The organism is Pseudarthrobacter sp. ATCC 49987, from assembly GCF_009928425.1.
GTDB lineage: Bacteria > Actinomycetota > Actinomycetes > Actinomycetales > Micrococcaceae > Arthrobacter.
In genome coordinates, this window is sequence record NZ_JAABNS010000001.1 from 1,520,241 (window position 1) to 1,541,530 (window position 21,290).

Below are 21,290 nucleotides of genomic sequence, written 5' to 3' on the forward strand. Positions count from 1 at the left end.
CAGGGGAGCACCTCTTCGGTGGATAGTCGCGGGAAATCTCATTCTGAGTCTACCCAGTCCGGCGAATCGCGGCGGACTTCCGGCCGCGGGTCCGGCCGGCGCCGCGGTGTCCTGACGCTGCGCATACGGCCCTGGCGACGCGCAGAGGCCCTGCCGCTGCCTGAATTCCGGTAGCGCCAGGGCGTCTGCGCGTCACGGGTCCTGTTGCGTGTCGCAGGCTGGACATGGGGTCGTGGTATCGCGGGAGCTGTGAACAAGAAACGGCGGGGGCAGTGAAGCGATAGGGTGTTCCGGGACTACCAGCCACGCGAAAGGGGCAGACGTTGACTGCTGAACTACCGGTGCTTGCCGAGGGCGATTTCTACTATGAGGTTCTGGGCGGTGGGCGTTTCCGCTCCACCATCCACGCCCAGGGGGCCTGGAACGTGCACGAGCAACACATGGCCCCCGCCTCCGGCATGATGGCCGACTGCCTGGCCCGGCATGAGCCGCGCGACGACATGCGGATGGCGCGCCTGAGCTATGAGATCCTCGGCCTGATTCCCGGCGGCGAGTTCGAGGTCGTCACCACCACCCTGCGGCCCGGCCGGACGATCGAGCTGGTCCAGGCCGAACTCGTGGCCGGCGGACGCACGGCGATCCGGGCCACGGCCTGGCGGATGATCACCTCCGACACCTCGGCCATCGCGGCCTTTGAAGACCCCAGGATCCCTGCGCCGGAAGACTGCGAGCCGTACGACGCCGCCACAGTCTGGCCGGGCGGCTACATCGCCTCGCTTCAGATGCGGATCGCCGACGGGCACCGGGCCGGATCGGGCACCGTCTGGCTGCACACCGACCACCCGCTGACGGACCAGGGCGACAGCAGCGACCTCGCCCGGCTGGTGGGCCTCGTGGACACCGCCAACGGGATCGCCGCCCGCGTCCCGCCGGGCGAGGGCAGCTATGCCTTTCCCAACCTGGACCTCCAGATCCACATGTACCGGCGGCCCGAAGGGGAGTGGCTGGGGCTGGACAACGAGGTCTCCTTCGGCACGGACGGCATCGGCCTGACCTCGACGGTGCTGCACGACCTCCAGGGCCCGTTCGGGCGTGCCGAGCAGATCCTGACGCTCCGGAAGTCCTAGGGAACAGCCTGCCCGGCTGGCGGCACGGGCGCGGGCCTTGGTCAAAAACAGGCTAGTGGAAGACCAGCCAGCCGACGGTGGTGGCGAGCCCGGTCAGCACAGCACCCCAGGCGATGTCCGCCACCACGATGATGAGCGGCCAGTTCTTCAGGGTCGCGGCGTTGGTGAGGTCATAGGTGGCGTAGGCGAACGTTCCCAGCGCGGCGCCGTATCCGAGCGCCGAGAGCCAGCTGCCGCCGTCGAGCGCGGGCTGGAGGGCGAAGAAGACGATCCCGGCGATGTACAGGACATAGAAAACGACGGCGTACCCTAGATTGGGTTTGTCCGCCATGAGGTGCCCCAGATGGCTCCGGTAGAACTTGCTCATCGACTTGAGCCAGACGGAATCGATGACGGCGAACGCGGCGGCTACGACGAGGAACTGCAAGATGACCATAAGGGAGCATAACAAGATGCCGGAGGCCGCAGGCGCACCACGGACGCTGTCGATTTTCCGGCAGGAGAAATCCCTGGGCGCCGCCGCGGACCTGGACCTCGCCCTCGAGCTTTTGCGGAAGGTCAAAACCGGCGTGGCCGGCCCCATGCTCCGGCTCTACCGGCCGGCTCCCACCGTGGCCTTCGGGCAGCGGGACACGCACCTGCCGGGCTTCGACGCCGCAGTGCAGGCCTGCCGCGGCCTGGGCTTCGAGCCGCTGGTCCGCAAGGCCGGGGGGCGCGCCGCCGCGTATCACGAGGGGACCCTGGTGATCGATCACCTGGAACCGGCCACGGATGCGATCGCCGGCGCTAAGGGTCGGTTCTCCTTCTTCGGCGAACTGCTGGCCCACGCCCTGCGGAGCGCCGGCGTCGACGCCGCGGTGGGGGAGATCCCGGGCGAGTACTGCCCGGGCGAATTCAGCGTCCACGGGCAGGACCCGGAGTTTCCGCAGCGCCAGCTCAAGCTGATCGGCACCGCCCAGCGGGTCGTGGCCGGCGGCTGGCTGTTCAGCTCGGTCATCGTGGTGGAGAACTCCACCCCGATCCGCGCGGTGCTGGAAGCCAGTTACGCGGCCCTGGGCCTGGACTGGGACTCCGCCACCGCGGGAGCCGTCAACGACCTCGTCCCGCACCTGGACGTCGACGCCATCGAGGCCGCCGTGATCGACACGTACGCCCGCTACGCAGCCCTGGCCTACGGCGACTTCGGCAGCCTGCTCGGCTGAGCCGGTGCCCGGGGAGCCCAACTGACTGGCAGCAGGTGCCTTTCTCAGCGCCCAAAACGGCCCCTGCTGCGAGCTACTTTGCTAGTGCCCCCGGGCGATCCATTCCTCCAACTGCGGCGCCTCGGCGCCAATACTCGTGGGATCCCCGTGCCCGGTCCGCACCACGGTGTCCGCCGGGAGCGTCAGCAGCCGGGCCTTGATGGACTCGATGATGGTGGGGAAGTCGCTGTAGGACCGGCCCGTGGCGCCCGGGCCGCCCTGGAACAGGGTGTCGCCGCTGAAGACGGTGCCCTCGCTTTCCAGGACGAAGCACATGGAGCCGGGTGAATGCCCCGGCGTGTGCAGCGCCACGAGCTGCGCGCCGGCAACCTCGAAGGTGTCCCCGTCCCCGATCGTGTGGTCCGGTTCGGTGCCCGGGAACACTGCGTCCCAGAGCATCCAGTCCGCACGGTTGAGGTACACCGGGGCGTTGACGCGCCCGCGGAATTCGCCGACGGCGGCGATGTGGTCGTCGTGGCCGTGGGTCAGCAGGATCGCGGTGACCCTCCGGCCCGCGACGGCTGCCTCGACGGCGGCGGCGTCGTGCGCCGGGTCGATCACAACGCATTCCGCGTCGTTGCCCACGATCCAGACGTTGTTCTCGACGTCCCAGGTGCCGCCGTCGAGCGAGAAGGTGCCCGAGGTGACCAGCCGGTCGATCCGGAGGCCGTCCACGGAACTGCCGCTCACGGAACTGCCGCTCACAGCTCGACCACCGAGCGGAGCACCGCGCCGGAGTGCATCTTGTCGAAGGCTTCCTCGATCTGGTCGATCGTGATCCGCTCCGTGACGAAGGCGTCCAGGTCCAGCTTGCCCTGCCGGTACAGGTCGATCAGCATGGGGAAGTCGCGCGAGGGCAGGCAGTCGCCGTACCACGAGGACTTGAGCGAGCCGCCGCGGCCGAAGACATCCAGGAGCGGCAGTTCCAGGGTCATCTCGGGGCTGGGCACTCCCACCAGGACCACGGTGCCGGCGAGGTCGCGGGCGTAGAAGGCCTGCTTGTACGTTTCCGGACGTCCGACGGCGTCAATCACCACATCGGCGCCGAAACCGCCGGTCAGCTCGCGGATGGCCTCGACCGGGTCGACGGCGGAGGAGTCCACGGTGTGGGTGGCGCCGAGGTCCTTGGCGCGGTCGAGCTTCTTCGGGTCAATGTCGACGGCGATCACGGTGGTGGCGCCGGCCAGCGCGGCGCCGGCAACGGCTGCCACGCCGACGCCGCCGCACCCGATGACGGCGACGGAATCGCCGCGCTTGACGTTTCCGGTGTTGATGGCCGCGCCGATGCCTGCCATCACGCCGCAGCCGAGCAGGCCGATCGCGGCGGGGTCCGCCTCGGGGTCGACCTTGGTGCACTGCCCGGCGGCGACGAGGGTCTTCTCGGCGAAGGCGCCGATGCCCAGCGCGGCGGTGAGTTCGGTGCCGTCCTCGAGCGTCATCTTCTGGGTGGCGTTGTTGGTGTTGAAGCAGTACTGCGGCCGGCCCTTGGCGCAGGCCCGGCATTCGCCGCAGACGGCGCGCCAGTTCAGCACGACCCGGTCGCCGGGGGCCACCTCGGTGACGTCCGGACCCACTGCGCTGACGACGCCGGTGGCCTCGTGGCCGAGCAGGAACGGGAAGTCGTCGTTGATGGCGCCCTGTTTGTAGTGCAGGTCGGTGTGGCAGACACCGCAGGTGAGGATGTCCACGAGGGCCTCCCCGGGTCCGGGATCCGGGACCAGGATGGTCTCCAGAGTGACGGGTGCGTTCTTGGAACGGACTACTGCGCCTTTTACTTTATGGACCATGGAAATAGCTCCTCTGCTCGTGCTGCGGTTCTAGTCTCAAGACTTATTGTCGCAAGACTTCTGTCGCACAGCTTCTGTGTGCACAACGGGACGCGGCGCGGCCTCCGGGAGGCCGCGCCGTCGTCGTTATCGGTTCATCCTGGTGAAAGGAACGGCCTTAGGCCGCGAGGCGGCTCTTGACCTCGGCCGCGGAGGGGTTGGTGGCCGCGGTGCCGTCCGGGAACAGCACGGTGGGTACGGTGCGGTTGCCTCCGTTGAGCTTCTCCACGAGATCTGCGGTGCCTTCAACTTCTTCGATGTTGATCTCGGTGTACCCGATGCCCTGGGCGTCCAACTGCTTCTTCAGGCGGTTGCAGTAGCCGCACCAGGTGGTCGAAAACATGGTGATGGTGCCGGATTCGGGGGTGAAATCCACGAAGTTCTCCTCAAAGCTGGTTGACGGCGCTGGGTGGCAGCGCCCGTTGCCGACAAAAGTCGTACGTCACTCCCAATAACCGTAACCCGCAGGCCTCTATTCCCGCACGGCGGGCGCGGTGGCATGCTGGTGCCATGTGTGGACGCTACGTGATGGCCCGGGCCGTCGGAGACCTGCTGGCCGAGTTCGACGCCGGACTGGAAGAGGAGATCGCAATTCCGCCGTCGTGGAATGTGGCCCCGACGGCGGACGTGCCGATCCTGCTGGAACGGCTGGTGGACGGGGAACCGGTCCGGCAGCTGCATCTTGCGCGCTGGGGACTGGTGCCGTCCTGGGCCAAGGACCCGGGGATCGGCTCCAAGATGATCAATGCCCGCAGTGAGAGTGTGCTGGAGAAGCCGGCGTTCCGGAAGGCTACCCGCGCCCGGCGCTGCGCCGTCCCCGCCGACGGCTACTACGAATGGAAGGGCGAGGGCCGCGGCAAACAGCCCTACTACGTGCACCCGACGGACGGCCATCCGATTGTCTTCGCCGGGCTCTACGAATGGTGGAAGGATCCCTCAAAGGCCGAGGACGACCCGGAGCGCTGGCTGCTTTCGACGTCGATCATGACCACCGACTCGCCGCCGGAGGGCTACGCCGGAGGAATGCTGGCCGAACTCACGGCCCTGCACGACCGGGTGCCGCTGCCCATGGACCGGCAGACGATGCAGGCGTGGCTGGACCCGCAGGCCGACGATGCGGCCGGACTCGTGGACCTGGTCCGGGCCGGCGCGCACGACGTCGCGGAAGGCTGGACGATTGACGCCGTCGGCACCGCCGTCGGAAACGTCAAGAACGACTCCCCGGAACTGATCCGGCCGGTGGGGAGCCTGTTCTAGCGGGCGCCGCAGCGGGACCCGGTGCCGCCCTTAGAGTGAACGGATGAAACGTGCGGTAATCCCCTGGCGGGGGCGGTTGGCGGCGGGGCAGACCTCCTCGTGGACGGGGTGTGTTTCACGGCGGCCGATGCCGGGCTGCTCCTTCCCCATCTGCGGGACGTGACCTCCAGCGTGATGCTCTCCAGCAAAGCCGTCTACGTCGATGAGGCCGGCAACCACGCCAACTCCGACGCCGCACCCCGCTTCGATGCACCCATTACCGAAAGCGACCCGACGATGAAGCCGGGCGGAGGAGACTACGACTCCCGCGAGGGGTACGGAGCCAATAAGGTAGCTGCCGGCCAGGGCGGTGATCACACAACAGCGGCGGTCAACACAGCCGCCCTTGTGGAACGCGTTGCCTGCGTACCGGGGGTGCGCATCCTCAACAGTGCCGACCCCGATGCGTCGAATGCCCGTCGGATCGCGCAAACGGTCGCCCGGTATCTCGGTCATCACTGGGACGAAGTGCTGCTCGACGGCACCGCTCCCGAGGGGCTGGGTGATCATCCGTGGGATTTCCGGCCGCCGATTGTTCTGAGTGCAACGGCATCCCTTGACCTGGGCTACGAACCTGTGGGCACGTATGCCGCGACTATTCCGCATCAGATCGACTGGCTCCTGGACACTGCAGCATCCGGGGCGGATCCGGTGGCCCACGATCCGTTCTTCGGGCACTTCCCTGATTACCGGCTGGAAGACACCATCGCCGATCCGTGGCTGCAGGCCGCAAGGGCGGCCTGCAGGTCATCGGACAAGTGCGACTCTTCTGATTTCGTAGCTCACCGCACACCGGCTCGAATAGGCGTGCCGCCGTGTACTCCAGCCACGTTAGCGGCGCTGAGGAGCAGCTCAATAGGGTCATTGTGCCCTGTGTCACACCCAGGGCCTCGGACTATGCGGACGACACGGCTGGCGCCAGGGCTGGCCGGCCCGCTACTTCGTTGCAGCGTCACCAAGCGCGGCTGCGCTGGCCGCGGCGGTTCGGCGAATCTCTTTGACCTTTTCAATCTGCGGTGCAAGTTCCTGCATCCGGGTTGTCAGGTACTTGTCCAGGACGTTGTCGAGGGCGGCGTGGAATCCGGTCTTGTCCCGGCATACCGCGTCGGTGACGGCGATCCTGAACTCATCCTGGCCCCCCGCGGCTCTTCCTGCATCGGAGGCCTGCTGCGGGTTTGCGTAAGAGGAGTATGGCGTTTCGTTCATGCAGGCTTTCCAGTCCTTGATGGCTTTGGCTATGCCCGGGTCGCCGGCGGCGGACAGGCTCGCCGGGAAGAACGAGTTGTACGCGATGCCGGTGGCGAGCATGTAGTTTTCGGCAGTGCCGTAGATCTGTGTCATGGCTTCGCCCCGGCAGCCGCCCGAGGTCGTCCCCATGCCTTGCACCGTGGTGACTGTGGTTGAGCCGTTGGGGCCGGCGAGGGCGGTGTTAAAGACTGGATCAGCGAACAGCTGGCCTTCTGGAGACTCTGGGGCGGGTTCGCGGGGGCCCTGCGGCCCGGTGCTGGCGTAGCCGCTGGCTTTGGCGGCGTCGACCGTGAGCCGTTTGAATCCGATGGCTCCGTTGAGGTCCATAGTCATCTCGGAGCTGGGCGGTGTGTAGTCGAAGCCGGCCTTGGCCATGCACAGCCGGACAGCCTCCTGCATGCCCTTCTCGGCGATCGGATCGGCCGTGGCGTAGGACTCCGCCTCGCGGATGATCCCTGGGACTGGCTCCGGGGACGCGGTGATCGGCGCCGCCGGGATCGCAGCAGCAGCCAGTGCGGCGCCGGTGCCTACGATCAGCACGGCAGCGCCGAAGATCTTCTTTTTCATGGTGGCTCCTTCGGTTGTTTTGGGCAAAGCGGTGGCTGGCCTTCCCTAAGAGCGAAGGCCTCGGTGGATGGGTCGGTGCTGCTGTGGAGGGCTAAGTGAGCACGTGGTTTTCGTAGGCGAAGGCGACGAGCTGGATGCGGTTCTTCAGCTTCAGTTTCGCCAGGATGCTGCCGACGTGGGATTTCACGGTGGCCTCGCTGAGCACCAGTGAAGCGGCGATTTCGGCGTTGCCCAGTCCCTTGGCGGTCAGCAGAAAGACGTCGCGTTCCCGCCCGGACAGGTCTGCCAACACGGCGTCGTTCCCGGTGGACGGCGTCGTGTAGTCACGCAGGAGTTCGTTCGTGATGGCCGGGGCGATGACCGAGTGGCCCGAATGGACCGTCCGGATGGCGGCCAGCAGGAAGTCGGGGGTTGTGTCTTTGGTCAGGAAACCGGCGGCACCGGCCTGGATGGCCCGGACGACGGCTTCGTCGTGCTGGATGGTGGTCAGCACAATGATCTTGGTGGCGGCCCCGCCGGGGGATGCCAGGATGGTCCTCGTGGCCGTGATTCCATCCATGACGGGCATCCGGATGTCCATCAGGAGCACATCGGGTCGTGTCTCCTGCACAAGGTGGACGGCAGCTTCACCGTTGGCGGCTTCGCCGACCAGATCCATATCCGGCTGGCTGCGCAGGATCATCTTGAGCCCGGCTCTGAACAGCGGCTGGTCGTCGGCCAGGGCAATCCGGAGGGGTGCGGCGTTCATGGCGTTGCGCCTTCCAGATCGCGGCGAGGGGACTGGCTGCGTTCAGTTGCTGAAGGCTGGCCGGGCTCTGCCGAGGGGAGGCAGGCCAGCACTTCGAAGGTCTCTTCGGCCTGCATTGTTTCCACCCAGCCGCCCGCTGCGGCGGCCCGGGCTTTCATTCCCGCTATCCCGCGGCCCGTCGGCGCCGCCATCGGCGTCGCTGCCGGACTCGTGAGCGACGAGCTGACCCGGAGCTGCAGGGACGTTGCTGTCCACACCAGGTGCAGGTGCGCGCCCTGGCTCCGGTTTCCGTGCTTGAAGGCATTCGTCAGGCTCTCCTGCGCCAGCCGGTAGACCGTCAGGTGCTGCGTGGGGGTCAGGTCCCAGGGCTGCCCCGCCGTTTCAACGTGGACCGGCATGCCGGTGGAGCCCAGCCGTTCGGCCAGGATCACCAGGTCCTGGACCCTGTGGGCCGGCTGGTCGGTGAGGTCAGGGGAAAATCCCTCGATCAGCCGGCGCGTTTCGACCAGCGCGGTCCGCGCCGACTCCGCGATGACCCTGGACGCTTCCTCGACGGATTCCGGTTCTGCGCGGTGGATGAAGCGTATTCCATCGGCCTGCGCCACGATGACCGTCAGTGAGTGGGCCAGGGCATCGTGCAGTTCCCTGGCGATTCTGTTGCGTTCCTGTTCGACGGCGAGTTCGGTCGCCGTTTCCCGCAGCCGGGTTTCCGCCGCAAGCTGTGCCCGCCGGCTCCGCGAGGCGCTGTTGACCGCCAGGCCGACGGCCCAGGCGGCGAGGTTCAGCGCGGCGAACGCCCCGAAGATCAGAAAAGCGTACGTAAGGGTTCGCAATATTCCGCGGCCGTACAGCTGGTTGCCGAAGATGAAATTGATCCAGGTCTGGTCGGTGAACCAGTTGACGGCGGTGATGCCCGCAAATACGACCGCGGCAACGGGAGGAAGCCACCGGTTCCGGGTTTTCCAGCCGATCACGGCAAAAAAGACAACCACAGGGACGGCAGCGTAGCTCAGCACGCCCGAGAGCAGGACCAGCGGGAAGACCTTGACGCTCTGCAGGACCAGGGCGAGGAAAACAACCCCGAGGGCAGCGGCCGGCAGAATCTCGGCCACAGCGACGCCCGTGATGAGCGCCAGCAGCAGGGCGCTGTTCTGGTCGAAATGGCGCTGCTCCAGGACAAGGAGTGTCCCCAGGAGCAACATGGCCGTTGCCGGTGCCGCGAGAAGCCGCAGATAGGTGATGGTCGTGAACATGCCTTCACCCTAAGCGGGCACCTGCGGCATTCCGGGCCATTTCGCCTGAGTTCAGACTGGAGGATGAGGAAGTTCGGCCCCAGGGATGACTGGCTGGCCGCAGGGCTGGCTCAGCAGGACAGGAAAGAGACCGCCGGCGCTCGCGGTGGTCAGGTCAGAGCGTAACTTTCCCGCCGCCGTCGACCGCCCAGCTGGGATTGAAGGCAACCTCCCAGCGGTAGCCGTCGGGGTCGGCGAAGTAGCCGGTGTAACCGCCCCAAGGCTGGGTTTTCGGCTCAGCGACGATTTCCGCCCCGGCCGTCTCCGCCTCCGCCATCACCCAGTCGACTTCCGCCGCGCTGGCCAGGTTGTGGCTCAGCGTGATGCTGGGGATGCCAGACGGGGGATCGGTGGTGGCTTCGGCCTGCATCTGCCCGGTGTCCCAGAGGGAGAGGATGAGGCCGTGATTGGCCTGGATGAAGAGGACCTCGCCCCGGACTTCCCGGTGGACGGGCCAGCCCAGGCCATCTACATAGAAACTGCGGGAGGCGTCGACGCTGCGGACACCCAGTGAAATTAAATCGACTCGTGGCTGCATCTTTCGATACTGTCATGGACATGTCCACAAATCACCAAGACGATAAAGCTGCCAAGGCCGACCGGGAACAGCTCGCCGCCGTGCGCGTGGCTGTTGACGAGGTGGACGAACAGATCGTGTCGCTGATCGGCCGCCGCGAACGCCTGATCCGGATCGCCGGGACCCTCAAGGCGGACAGCGCCGAGGTGCGGGCCCCCGGCCGTGTGGAACGGGTTATCGAACACGTCCGCGCCACTGCGGAACAGAAAGCCATTGACGTTGACCTCGTGGAGAAGACCTACCGGGCAATGATCGACGCCTTCATCACACTCGAACTGGAAGTCTACAAAGCCAGCTCCTAGGGGGCCTAGAGAGCTTCCTCCACCGGGACGTTCGCCTGGTATTCGCGGCCGTCACAGTCGCTGAACGCCGTCATGAGGTGGCCCTTGGCCAGGCCCATGACCGTGCTGAGCGGAAAGTTCCCGGTAATGGTGTTTCCGGAGTGTTCGACGCCCTTGAGGTCAAAGTTCTCCTCCGTGCCGTCGTGGCTGAAGCAGTAGAAGGACACTGCCTCCCCATTCATGAACTCGATCCCCATTCGTCGTTGATGTGAATGATCCGGGGTTGCTGCCACAAGCCCCACCACGTAGGCGCCCTGACCAGGGATGTTTCCGTCTATATCGAACTTCGCCACCAGGGACCTGTCCTCGGCGGCGATGCTTACGTGCTTGAGAAGTGCGTTATGGGAGCTCATGGCTCAATCCTGCTACCTGTGCCTGCGTGCGTCCACCCCTGATCTAGGTTTTGCCGCGGCGCCGTCGTAGACTGGAGTTGTTCGAAGATATGTTCGAATAGTTACTGGCGGGTTGATACAGCCGGTTTATTCAGATGGTGTGGTCCGGGAGGCGCGGTGGGCATGTTCAGCGAGTCGGTGGACGTCGTCTGCACACCCTCGGGCCAGCCCTTGAAGCTTGACTGGGCCGGCCGCCACTACACCGTGTGCGCGGAACCGGTCCGCTGGTACGAGCGGCGCCAATGGTGGGCCGAGGAACAGCGGGCACCCCTGGGGAGCGGCCCGGGACTCGTGGACCACGAGATCTGGCGGGTGCAGGTGCGCCCAGCAGATTCCCCTGAACCTGACAGCCTCACCCTCGACCTCACCCGACATGTGGGCAGCGGACGCTGGCGCCTGCTGCGGATCCATGACGCCCTGCTCCCGGTCCGGAAGTCCGAACCGGCATGAGCTTCACGCATCTCCATGTCTCCACCGCCTTCAGTGCCCACTACGGGGTCTCCTGGCCGGATGAGCTGGCCGTCGCCGCGGCCGCAGACGGGGCGACGGCGCTCGCCTGCACGGACCGCGACGGCCTCTACGGGACGGTCAAGCACTTGAAAGCCTGCATGGCCGCCGGGCTGGACCCGATCGTTGGGGTGGACCTTGCGGTCTTCGACGACGACGGCGACCTCCGCACCCAGGTGGGCGGGCGCGTCGTCGTCCTGGCCCACGGGCACAACGACGGCGCCGGCTACCGGGCGCTGTGCCGGCTGATCTCCGATGCGCATGCCCGCACCACGGGCAAGGCCGGGGGAGCGGTGCCCGTGGCCGTGACGCGCGCCGAACTGGCCTCCCGCACCCTGCACCCCGAAACCCTCAAGCCGGTGCTGACCGTGCTGATCGGTCCGGACTCCGACGTCGGACGTGCCATGGGCGGGAGGCGCTACCTGCGCCCCCGCACCCTGTTCAAACGGTGGCTCGATGCCATGCCGCCCGGAACGATCGCCGCGGAGGTGGTCAGCCAGCTCAGCCCGCCGGGTGAACCGCTCAGCACCGCCCACGCGGTGCGGATGCTCAAGCTTGCCGCGGAACACGGGGTTCCCGCCGTCCTGACCAATGCCGTGCGGTATGTCGCCGAGGACGGGGCGGCCACCGCGGACGTACTGGATTCCGCCCGCACCCTGAAATCGCTCCCCGAACTCTCCGCCGCCCCGCTGCTCCAGCCCAACGGGCAGGGCTGGCTGAAATCCGCGGCTCAGATGTTCCAGCTGGGCAAGGAGATCATGCACGCCGCCGGGTACGGCGCCGCGGACCTCAAGAGCCTGATGGCGCAGACCGGGGCGCTCGCGGACCGCTGCCGGATGGACCCCGTGACGGACATGGGATGGAAACAGCCAGTGGTCCCGGAAGCCTCCGTGATCGGCATCGCCGGGGACCCCCTCGTGGAGCTCAGCCAGCGCTGCGAAGCGGGCATCAGCAGGAGGTTCCCGGGCATCACCGGCAAACCCGCCGGGGAGCTGCGCTCGCGGCTGGAGCACGAGCTGAGGATCATCGACTCCCTGGGCTTCGCCGCCTACTTCCTGACCGTGGCTGAGGTGTCCCGGATGATCCTGGACATGGGCGTCCGGGCCGCGGCCCGCGGGTCGGGTGCCTCCAGCCTGGTCAACTACCTGATCGACGTCAGCCAGGTGAACCCGCTGCAGCACGACCTCATCTTCGAGCGCTTCCTGTCCCGGGACCGCGCCACCCTGCCGGACATCGACATCGACGTCGAAAGCGCCGAAAGGCACAACGTGTACCGGAAGATCTTTGAGCGATTCGGCTCCGAGCGCGTCACGCTGATGAGCATGCAAAATGGCTACCGCGCCCGCGGTGCCGTGCGCGACGCCGGCCTGGCGCTGGGCATGGAGGAGGGCGAGATCGGGGACATCGCCAAGCAGCTGTGGCGGTTCTCGGCCCGGAACTTCCGCGAAGCCCTCGAGGAGAAGCCCGAGCTGAAGGAATTCGCCGGCCGGGTGGGGCAGCGCGACTACAGCGGAAACCAGCAGCTGGACCTGCTGGTGGACCTCACCGAACGGCTGGACCGGCTGCCGCGCCACATCTCCATGCACCCCTGCGGGGTCATCCTGGGCGACGCCACCCTGCTGGACCGCACCCCCGTGCAGCCCAGCGGCCTGGGCCTGCCGATGAGCCAGTTCGACAAGCACGACATGGACCCGATGGGCATGCTCAAACTCGATGTCCTCGGCGTCCGGATGCAAAGCGCCATGGCCTTCGCCGTCCGCGAGGTGATCCGCCTGCATCCCACCAAAGCCGAGGTGGTGGCCGTAGGAGCCCACCAGGCGGGGCCGGACGGGACGGGGCCGGACTACATCTCCGAGGACGGCCGGATCGACCTCAACGCCGTGCCGCTCGACGACGAACCCACCTATGAGCTGATCCGCAGTACCCACACCCTGGGCTGCTTCCAGATCGAATCCCCCGGGCAGCGGGAGCTCATCGGCAAACTCGCGCCCCGGGAATTCAACGACCTCATCATCGACATCTCGCTGTTCCGGCCGGGTCCGATGAAATCGGACATGGTCCGGCCCTTCCTGGAGCACCGGCACGGTTTCGCACCGGAGGTCTATCCGCACCCGGACCTCAAACCCGTCCTCCAGGAGACGCATGGCGTGACCGTGTTCCATGAACAGATCCTCAAGACGTTCGATGTCATGACCGGATGCGGGCTGGCGCGGGCTGATGAATTCCGCCGGGCCCTCGGCAACGACGTGCTGGAAGGCAGGGTGGAGGAGTTCTTCCGGAAGGAAGCCCGTACCCGGGGGTACAGCCCCGCAGTGGTGGACAAGGTCTGGGGGACGCTCAAGGCCTTTGGCAGCTTCGGGTTTTGCAAAGCCCATGGCGCCGCTTTTGCCGTGCCCACCTACCAGTCGGCCTGGCTCAAGACCCACCACCCGGAAGCGTTCCTCGCCGGGCTGTGGGAGCACGATCCGGGGATGTATCCCAAGCGGCTCCTGGTCGCCGAGGCCCGGCGGCTGGGCATCCCGATCCTGCCCCTGGACATTAACCGCAGCCACGCCGAATACCGGGTGGAACGCGTGGACGCCGGCCCGGACCGCGGCAAACTGGGCATCAGGCTGAGCCTGAACGGGATCTACGGGCTTTCCGGTACCGAGCTGAAACGGATCGTGGCGGGCCAGCCCTATGACTCCCTCGCGGACCTGCGGGCCAGGTCCCGGCTGAGCAAACCCAGTATCCAGCGGCTGGCGCAGCTCGGTGCCTTCGATTCCCTGCACCGGGCCTCCGGCGGGACCGCCAACCGCGCGGACCTGGTGCATCATTTGCAGTCTCTGCAAAGCCGGCCGCAGCGCAAAGGCATCGACGTGATCGAGGGTCAGTTGTCGCTGCCGCTGGGCGACGTTGAGCTGAAGAACCTCAAAGGCGGGCTGCCTGCGCCGACCCTGGTCGATACAGTGAGGGCCGAGCTGGACCTGATGGCCGTGGATGTCAGCGACCACCTGATGGCCAGCCACAAACCGCTGCTGGACCGTCTGGGCGTCACCACCGCCGACAAGCTGCTGGGGTTGCGCAATGGCACCGAGGTGCTGGTCGCCGGTGTCCGGGTCGCCACCCAGACCCCTCCCATGCGGGGCGGCCGCCGCGTGGTGTTCATCAGCATCGACGACGGCACGGGCTGTGTGGACTCGGTCTTCTTCCATGAGGCCCAGGAGCTGGCCGGGCCATTGCTGTTCGGCACCCGGCTGCTGCTGATCCGGGGGAGCACCCGGCGGACCGGACCGAGGGGGATCAGCATCAGCGCCAGCATGGCCTGGGACCTGAGCCGCACGGGGACGCTGCCGTTCCCGGCCGCGGCGTCCGGGATCCCGGAATACCGGGAACCCGAGCCGCCGGGTCCGCTGGACGGCATCAGCCGCAACCTCGCCATTACCGGGCTGGGAGGCTGAGTGGCGCGTTGGTTGGCCCCTGCAGAAACCGATAGCATGGACGAGGCTGGCTGTGGTCCCCGTACGCCACAAGCTACGAAGCCTAAACTTTGAATAGGAGACACCCGTGTCAGATGCCCAGCAGATCACCCTTCTCGTCGATGGCGAAGAGACCAAGGTGGCTACCGGGACCACCGGCGCGGAACTCTTTTTTGAGCGCCGCGACGTCGTTGTGGCCCGCGTCAATGGCGAACTCAAGGACCTGGACCAGCCGCTGCCCGAGGACGCCACGATCGAGGGCGTCACCATCGATTCCCCCGACGGCCTCAACGTCCTCCGCCACTCCACGGCCCACGTGATGGCCCAGGCCGTGCAGCAGCTGCGCCCCGACGCCAAGCTTGGCATCGGCCCGTACATCACGGACGGCTTCTACTTCGACTTCGACGTCGAGGAGCCGTTCACTCCGGAGGACCTGAAGGCCCTGGAAAAGATGATGCAAAAGATCATCAACCAGAACCAGAAGTTCGTCCGCCGCGTGGTCAGCGAGGACGAGGCCCGTGAAGCAATGAAGGACGAGCCCTACAAGCTCGAACTGCTGGGCAAGAAGAACAATGCCGCCGACGCCGGTGAAGGTGTCAACGTCGAGGTCGGCGCCGGAGACATCACCATCTACGACAACGTGGACCGCAAGAGCGGGAACACCGTCTGGTGCGATCTGTGCCGCGGCCCCCACCTGCCCAACACCAAGCTCATCTCCAACGCCTTCGCCCTGACCCGGTCCTCCGCCGCCTACTGGCTGGGCAACCAGAACAACCAGCAGCTGCAGCGCATCTACGGCACCGCCTGGCCCACCAAGGAAGCCCTTAAGGCCTACCAGGAGCGCATCGCCGAGGCCGAACGCCGCGACCACCGCAAACTAGGGGCCGAACTGGACCTGTTCTCCTTCCCGGATGAGCTGGGTTCGGGCCTGCCGGTGTTCCATCCCAAGGGCGGCATCATCCGCAAGGCCATGGAGGACTACTCGCGCCAGCGCCACGTGGAAGCCGGCTACGACTTCGTCTACACCCCGCACATCACCAAGGGCCACCTTTACGAGGTCTCCGGCCACCTGGACTGGTACCGGGACGGGATGTTCCCCCCGATGCACATCGACGCCGAACTCAACGAGGACGGCACCGTCCGCAAACCCGGCCAGGACTACTACCTCAAGCCGATGAACTGCCCCATGCACAACCTCATCTTCCGCTCCCGCGGACGGTCCTACCGCGAACTGCCGCTGCGCCTATTCGAATTCGGCTCCGTCTACCGCTACGAGAAGTCCGGCGTCGTGCACGGCCTCACCCGGGTGCGCGGCATGACCCAGGACGACGCCCACATCTACTGCACCCGCGAGCAGATGAAGGACGAGCTCACCAGCACCCTGAACTTCGTGCTGGGGCTGCTCAAGGACTACGGCCTGGACGACTTCTACCTGGAACTCTCCACCAGGAACGAGGACAAGTTCGTGGGCGACGACGCCACGTGGGACGAGGCCACCCGCACCCTCGCCGAGGTTGCCGAAGCCTCCGGCCTGGAGCTCGTCCCGGATCCGGGTGGAGCCGCGTTCTATGGCCCCAAGATCTCCGTCCAGGCCAAGGACGCTCTCGGACGCACCTGGCAGATGTCCACTATCCAGCTGGACTTCAACCTGCCCGAGCGCTTCGAACTCGAGTTCCAGGCCGCCGACGGCACCCGCCAGCGCCCGGTGATGATCCACCGGGCCCTGTTCGGTTCCGTGGAACGGTTCATGGGTGTGCTGACCGAGCACTACGCCGGCGCGTTCCCGGCCTGGCTGGCCCCCGTGCAGGTGGTCGGCATCCCGGTGGCCGAGGCATTCAACGACTACATGTTCGACGTCGTGGACCAGCTTAAAGCCGCGGGGATCCGTGCCGAGGTGGATATTTCCTCGGACCGCTTCCCGAAGAAGATCCGCACCGCCAGCAAGGACAAGATCCCGTTCGTGCTGATCGCTGGAGGGGACGACGCCGAAGCAGGCGCCGTGTCCTTCCGCTTCCGTGACGGCAGCCAGGACAACGGCGTGCCGGTGGCCGAGGCGGTCCAGCGGATCGTCGACGCCGTCCGCAACCGGACCAGCTAGCGGACAGGGAAGAACCAGGCATGCAGGAAACCACAGGGGCCGCCCCGGAGTATCCGGGCGACGACGGCGTGACCGACGACTTTGGCCTGGCCGGGGTGCCGGATGCGTTTCAGCGCCTGTGGACTCCGCACCGGATGGCGTACATCAAGGGCGGGCAGCACCAGTTCAAGAACGTGGACGACTGCCCGTTCTGCGTGGCGCCGGAACGCGAGGACGGCGATTCACTCATCGTCTACCGCGGGCGGACCAGCTACGTCGTGCTCAACCTCTTCCCCTACAACCCAGGCCACCTGCTGGTCTGCCCCTACCGGCACATTCCCGACTACACGGACCTGACCGTGGAGGAAACGGCCGAATTCGCCGAGCTCACCCAGACGGCCATGCGCGTGCTGCGCAAGGTCGCCAACCCCACCGGCTTCAACCTGGGCATGAACCAGGGCGTGACCGGCGGTGCCGGGATCGCCGGGCACCTGCACCAGCACGTGGTGCCGCGCTGGGGCGGGGACGGGAACTTCTTCCCGATCATCGCCCAGACCAAGGCCATCACGCAGACCCTCGGCGAGGTCCGCCAGCAGGTGGCGGACGCCTGGCCCCAGGCGAACGCCGGGGCGACGGATGCTGAATAGGCACGCGCGCGGCTTCTTCACCGCGCTGTTCTCCCCGCTTGCCCGGTGGCTCCTGCGGATCGGCGTCTCCCCGGACGCCGTGACCATCGTCGGAACGCTCGGTGTTGTGGTCGGGGCCCTGGTGTTCTACCCGCTGGGCCAGCTCTGGTGGGGCACTCTCTTCATCACCGCGTTCATCTTCTCCGACGTCATCGACGGCATCATGGCGCGGATGCAAAAGAGCGGCGGCCGCTGGGGCAACTTCCTGGACTCCACCCTGGACCGGGTGGCCGACGGCGCCCTGTTCGCCGGCGTCGCGGTCTGGTTCTTCACCGGAGGCGCGAACACCCCCATCGCAATTGCCGCCGTCGTCTGCCTGGTCCTGGGGATGGTGGTCTCCTATGCCCGTGCGAAGGCCGAGGCGCTGGGCTTCCAGGCCAACGTGGGCATTGCCGAGCGGGCCGAACGGCTGGTGTCCGTCCTGGTGGTCACCGGCTTCACCGGCCTGGGCCTGCCCACCGTGGTCCTTTTCGTGACGCTGTGCCTCCTGGCCGCCGCTAGCCTCGTGACGGTCATCCAGCGGATCCTCACAGTGCACCGCCAGTCGCTCGAGGAGACCGAAGGCACTGCAACCGAACAGGCCGCCTGAGCGCGCTGGTTCGGCGGGTCCTGGAGGTGTAACCGGAATTCAGCCGGGCGCGGCAGGGGGACTAGTATTAGCATTACCGGCCAATGGATCCGGTAATCCGGTGTGTGCGAAGCGGTATTTGTGTGCCGTCCGCGCTCCGGCGAGGTCATCTATCTACCCATAGGGGTTTTTGTGTCTACACCTGATGTAAGCAGCGAAGCCGGCGCGTCCGCACAGAGCGTTACGGGCAGCAACCGCGTCAAGCGCGGCATGGCGGAGATGCTCAAGGGCGGCGTCATCATGGACGTCGTCAATGTCGAGCAGGCCCTCATCGCTGAGGATGCCGGAGCCGTGGCAGTCATGGCGCTGGAACGCGTTCCCGCCGACATCCGCGCCCAGGGCGGCGTGTCCCGGATGTCCGATCCCGACATGATCGAGGCGATCATCGCCGCCGTGTCCATCCCGGTCATGGCCAAGGTCCGGATCGGCCACTTCGTCGAGGCCCAGGTCATCCAGACCCTCGGTGTGGATTACATCGACGAGTCCGAGGTCCTGACCCCGGCCGACTACGCGAACCACATCGACAAGTGGAACTTCACGATTCCCTTTGTCTGCGGCGCCACCAACCTCGGTGAGGCCCTGCGCCGCATCAACGAGGGCGCGGCCATGATCCGGTCCAAGGGCGAGGCCGGCACCGGCGACGTCTCCAACGCCACCACCCACATGCGCCAGATCCGTGCCGAGATCAAACGGCTCGCCGGCATGGCCGAGGACGAGCTCTACGTCGCCGCCAAGGAACTGCAGGCGCCTTACGAACTGGTCAAGGAAGTTGCCGCCACGGGCAAGCTCCCCGTCGTGCTGTTCACCGCCGGCGGCATCGCCACCCCGGCCGACGCCGCGATGATGATGCAGCTCGGCGCAGACGGTGTCTTCGTCGGCTCCGGCATCTTCAAGTCCGGCAACCCGGCCCAGCGCGCCGCCGCCGTCGTGAAGGCCACCACCTTCTTCGACGACCCGGAAGAGATCGCCAAGGCCTCCCGCGGCCTGGGCGAGGCCATGGTCGGCATCAACGTGGACGAGATCCCGCAGCCGCACCGCCTCGCCGAGCGCGGCTGGTAACAAAACCAGAGCACCAACCCCGACGGCGGCCGGTCACCTTTCCAGGTGACCGGCCGCCGTCGTTAGTTTCCCCATCCAGTGCTCCGCAACGGCCCTTATGAGGCCTCAAAACGGCCGTTACGGAGCAACCGATGAGGGGTTAGTCGAGGCCGCGGCGCTTGAGGAGCGGTTCGAGTTCGGCGTCGCGGCCGCGGAAGGCGCGGAAGGAATCCAGCGGGTCGCGGCTGTTGCCCCGGGCGAGCAGTTCGGCGCGGAAGAACTCGCCGTTGGCCCGGGTGAGGCCGCCGTGTTCCTTGAACCATTCCACCGTCTCGGCGTCCAGGACCTCGCTCCAGATGTAGGAGTAATAGCCCGCGGCGTACCCGGCCCGCGAAGATGTGCTGGAAGTAGCCGGTCCGGTAGCGCGGCGGGATCAGGTGGTGCGCCACACCGGCCGCCGCCAGTGCCTTAGCCTCGAACTCCAGGACGTCCTCGGGCACCTCGGAACTGTCCAGCACATGCCAGGCGAGGTCGAGCAGGGCCGCGCCCAGGTATTCGGTGGTGCCGAAGCCCTCGCCCCAGAGCTGCGCGGCGTCGAGCTTGTCCACGACTTCCTGCGGCAGCGCCTCTCCAGTGGCATGGTGGCGTGCGTAGTTGGCGAGGACCTCCGGCCACATGATCCACATTTCGTTCACCTGCGAGGGGTACTCCACGAAGTCCCGCGGCACCGATGTGCCGGAGAACCGCGGGTAGGTGACGGAGGAGAACAGCCCGTGCAGGGCGTGCCCGAACTCGTGGAACGTGGTGCGGAGTTCATCGAGGGTCAGGAGTGTGGGTTCGCCGGCGGGCGGCTTGGAAATGTTGAGGTTGTTGATCACCACGGGACGGGTGCCAAGCAGCCTGGACTGTTCCACGAGGGAGTTCATCCAGGCCCCGCCGCGTTTGGACTCACGGGTGTAGTAGTCGCCCAGGAACAGGCCCAGTCCGGTGCCGTCCGCATTGCGGACTTCCCAGACCCGCACGTCCGGGTGGTAGCCGGCGAGGTCGGCGCGTTCGTGGAAGGTGATGCCGTAGAGCGCGTTGGCTGCGAAGAATACGCCGTCGTTCAGGACCCGGTCCAGCTCGAAGTACGGGCGCAGCGCCTGCTCGTCCACGGCGTAGCGTTCACGCTTGACCCTGGCGGAGTAGTAGGCCCAGTCCCAGGCTTCCAGCGGGTGCCCGGCGATCCCGGCCAGCGCTTCTGCCTCGGCATCGGCATTGCGGACCGCGGCCGGGGCGAGCCGGTTCATCATGGCCTGCACAGCCGCAAAATCCGGGGCGGTCTGCTGGTCCACGGTGAGCTCGGCGTAGTTCGCGAAGCCCAGCAGTGTCGCCTTCTCGGCGCGGAGCCGGACCAGGTCCTTGACGAGGTCCAGGACATCGAAGCTGCCGCCGTCGCTGCCGCGGCCGATGGAGGCCTCGTACAGGCGGCGGCGGACGTCGCGGTTGTCCAGGGCGGCAAGGGCGGGCTGGTTGCTGGGCTGGATGAGGGTGAGCAGGAACTTTCCCTCGTGCCCGGCGGTGCGCGCGGCTTCCGCGGCGCTGGCGACGTCGTCGGCGGGCAGCCCGGCGAGTTCGGCGGCGTCGTCCAGGAGCAGCGAGGCGGACTTCATGGCCTCCTTCACGCGCTGGCCGAACTCCGTGCCCAGGCGGGAGAGCTCGGCGCTGACGGCCTTGAGCCGTTCCTGGCCGGCGCCGTCGAGCTGGATGCCGGACTGGCGGAACTCCTTGAGGTACTCGTCCACGAGCCGGGCGGATTCGGCGTCGAGCCGGTCGGTGTTGATCGCGGCGAAGCGCTCGAACAGCCCCCGGTTGAGGTAGACGGCGTCCTGGTGGGCCGAGAAGCGCGGGGACAGTGTGGTCTCGAGTTCGCGGATGGCGTCCGAGGCGTCGGCCGAGACGAGGGTGAAGAACGACGCCGCGGCGCGCTGCAGGAGCTGTCCGGACCGCTCCATGGCCAGCGCGGTGTTCTCGAAGGAGGCAGGTTCCTGGGTGTCCACGATTGCCTGGATTTCAGCGAGGTGCCCGGCGAGGCCGGCCTCGACGGCCTCGGCGTAGTGCTCGTCGGTGATGTCTGCGAACGGCGGCAGGCCGAACGGCAGGGGGCTGGGGCTCATCAGGGGATTGGTCATGAAATAACTCTTTCATGTAACGGGGGGAGTCTCAACGGCCTGCCGGGCGTGTTGTGACCGGGGCCACCGT

At 66.9% G+C, this 21,290-nt stretch carries 20 protein-coding genes and 1 pseudogene; 10 read left to right on the forward strand and 11 right to left on the reverse strand.

Translation table 11 applies throughout. The features are described 5' to 3' along the window. Positions 1 to 323 precede the first annotated feature (323 nt). Positions 324 to 1,127: a thioesterase family protein gene (locus tag GXK59_RS07305; protein ID WP_160665577.1), complete on the forward strand. Its 804-nt coding sequence runs from the start codon at positions 324 to 326 to the stop codon at positions 1,125 to 1,127. Between the two features lie 52 nt (positions 1,128 to 1,179). Here GXK59_RS07305 and GXK59_RS07310 read toward each other — a convergent pair whose 3' ends face one another. Next, positions 1,180 to 1,563, reverse strand: coding sequence for a DUF2177 family protein (locus GXK59_RS07310; protein ID WP_160665578.1), 384 nt, complete (start codon positions 1,561 to 1,563; stop codon positions 1,180 to 1,182). Here GXK59_RS07310 and GXK59_RS07315 point away from each other — a divergent pair. Further along, a complete protein-coding gene (locus tag GXK59_RS07315; RefSeq protein ID WP_443094269.1) occupies positions 1,556 to 2,329 on the forward strand; it encodes a lipoate--protein ligase family protein in 774 nt (257 codons plus the stop codon). The genes GXK59_RS07310 and GXK59_RS07315 overlap by 8 nt on opposite strands. 81 nt (positions 2,330 to 2,410) lie before the next feature. Here the strand turns inward: GXK59_RS07315 and GXK59_RS07320 are convergent, their stop codons facing one another. The 3 genes from GXK59_RS07320 to GXK59_RS07330 all read right to left on the reverse strand — a co-directional run bounded on the left by GXK59_RS07320 (position 2,411) and on the right by GXK59_RS07330 (position 4,570). Further along, positions 2,411 to 3,058: an MBL fold metallo-hydrolase gene (locus tag GXK59_RS07320; protein ID WP_160665580.1), complete on the reverse strand. Its 648-nt coding sequence runs from the start codon at positions 3,056 to 3,058 to the stop codon at positions 2,411 to 2,413. 11 nt (positions 3,059 to 3,069) lie between these two features. Beyond that, positions 3,070 to 4,155 carry an S-(hydroxymethyl)mycothiol dehydrogenase gene (locus tag GXK59_RS07325; RefSeq protein WP_160665582.1) on the reverse strand — a complete coding sequence of 362 codons (1,086 nt, stop codon included), beginning with the start codon at positions 4,153 to 4,155 and terminating at the stop codon, positions 3,070 to 3,072. A gap of 157 nt (positions 4,156 to 4,312) precedes the next feature. Next, positions 4,313 to 4,570 (reverse strand): mycoredoxin, encoded by a 258-nt coding sequence (locus GXK59_RS07330; protein ID WP_024367105.1) that lies wholly within the window; start codon positions 4,568 to 4,570, stop codon positions 4,313 to 4,315. A gap of 134 nt (positions 4,571 to 4,704) precedes the next feature. Here GXK59_RS07330 and GXK59_RS07335 point away from each other — a divergent pair, with 134 nt between their 5' ends. Next, a complete protein-coding gene (locus GXK59_RS07335) occupies positions 4,705 to 5,451 on the forward strand; it encodes an SOS response-associated peptidase (protein WP_160665583.1) in 747 nt (248 codons plus the stop codon). A gap of 30 nt (positions 5,452 to 5,481) precedes the next feature. Here GXK59_RS07335 and GXK59_RS07340 read toward each other — a convergent pair whose 3' ends face one another. From GXK59_RS07340 to GXK59_RS07360, 5 genes are all read right to left on the reverse strand, one after another. Continuing rightward, on the reverse strand, positions 5,482 to 6,000 hold the full coding sequence (locus tag GXK59_RS07340; protein WP_160665584.1) for a hypothetical protein: 519 nt from the start codon (positions 5,998 to 6,000) through the stop codon (positions 5,482 to 5,484). A gap of 426 nt (positions 6,001 to 6,426) precedes the next feature. Beyond that, positions 6,427 to 7,305: a hypothetical protein gene (locus tag GXK59_RS07345; protein WP_160665586.1), complete on the reverse strand. Its 879-nt coding sequence runs from the start codon at positions 7,303 to 7,305 to the stop codon at positions 6,427 to 6,429. Positions 7,306 to 7,396: 91 nt separating this feature from the next. Then, positions 7,397 to 8,053, reverse strand: coding sequence for a response regulator (locus GXK59_RS07350; protein ID WP_160665588.1), 657 nt, complete (start codon positions 8,051 to 8,053; stop codon positions 7,397 to 7,399). Further along, the gene (locus GXK59_RS07355; protein ID WP_160665590.1) at positions 8,050 to 9,306 is read right to left on the reverse strand and encodes a sensor histidine kinase; all 1,257 of its coding nucleotides are present in this window, start codon (positions 9,304 to 9,306) and stop codon (positions 8,050 to 8,052) included. Before GXK59_RS07355 ends, GXK59_RS07350 begins: the two co-directional genes overlap by 4 nt. Positions 9,307 to 9,460: 154 nt before the next feature. Next, on the reverse strand, positions 9,461 to 9,883 hold the full coding sequence (locus GXK59_RS07360) for a VOC family protein (RefSeq protein ID WP_160665592.1): 423 nt from the start codon (positions 9,881 to 9,883) through the stop codon (positions 9,461 to 9,463). Positions 9,884 to 9,897: 14 nt separating this feature from the next. On the opposite strand from GXK59_RS07360, the gene GXK59_RS07365 reads away from it, so the two are divergent. After that, positions 9,898 to 10,224: a chorismate mutase gene (locus tag GXK59_RS07365; RefSeq protein ID WP_160669046.1), complete on the forward strand. Its 327-nt coding sequence runs from the start codon at positions 9,898 to 9,900 to the stop codon at positions 10,222 to 10,224. Positions 10,225 to 10,229: 5 nt separating this feature from the next. Here GXK59_RS07365 and GXK59_RS07370 read toward each other — a convergent pair whose 3' ends face one another. After that, positions 10,230 to 10,616, reverse strand: coding sequence for a hypothetical protein (locus GXK59_RS07370; RefSeq protein ID WP_160665594.1), 387 nt, complete (start codon positions 10,614 to 10,616; stop codon positions 10,230 to 10,232). Between the two features lie 156 nt (positions 10,617 to 10,772). Between GXK59_RS07370 and GXK59_RS07375 the strand changes: the two genes are divergently transcribed. From GXK59_RS07375 to pdxS, 6 genes are all read left to right on the forward strand, one after another. After that, a complete protein-coding gene (locus tag GXK59_RS07375) occupies positions 10,773 to 11,105 on the forward strand; it encodes a DUF6504 family protein (protein WP_160665596.1) in 333 nt (110 codons plus the stop codon). Next, positions 11,102 to 14,602: a DNA polymerase III subunit alpha gene (locus GXK59_RS07380; protein ID WP_160665598.1), complete on the forward strand. Its 3,501-nt coding sequence runs from the start codon at positions 11,102 to 11,104 to the stop codon at positions 14,600 to 14,602. The genes GXK59_RS07375 and GXK59_RS07380 overlap by 4 nt, the downstream gene beginning before the upstream one ends. Positions 14,603 to 14,708: 106 nt before the next feature. Continuing rightward, on the forward strand, positions 14,709 to 16,718 hold the full coding sequence (gene thrS, locus GXK59_RS07385; protein ID WP_160665600.1) for a threonine--tRNA ligase: 2,010 nt from the start codon (positions 14,709 to 14,711) through the stop codon (positions 16,716 to 16,718). Between the two features lie 20 nt (positions 16,719 to 16,738). Continuing rightward, positions 16,739 to 17,344: an HIT family protein gene (locus GXK59_RS07390; protein ID WP_160665602.1), complete on the forward strand. Its 606-nt coding sequence runs from the start codon at positions 16,739 to 16,741 to the stop codon at positions 17,342 to 17,344. Further along, entirely contained in the window at positions 17,334 to 17,972 is a 639-nt protein-coding gene (gene pgsA / locus GXK59_RS07395) for a phosphatidylinositol phosphate synthase (RefSeq protein ID WP_160665604.1), read from the forward strand. Before GXK59_RS07390 ends, pgsA begins: the two co-directional genes overlap by 11 nt. Positions 17,973 to 18,143: 171 nt before the next feature. Beyond that, the gene (pdxS, locus tag GXK59_RS07400) at positions 18,144 to 19,070 is read left to right on the forward strand and encodes a pyridoxal 5'-phosphate synthase lyase subunit PdxS (protein WP_160665606.1); all 927 of its coding nucleotides are present in this window, start codon (positions 18,144 to 18,146) and stop codon (positions 19,068 to 19,070) included. A 139-nt stretch (positions 19,071 to 19,209) separates the two neighbouring features. On the opposite strand, the pseudogene GXK59_RS07405 reads toward pdxS, so the two are convergent. Then, positions 19,210 to 21,220, reverse strand: a pseudogene (locus GXK59_RS07405) (M3 family metallopeptidase). Positions 21,221 to 21,290: the final 70 nt, after the last annotated feature.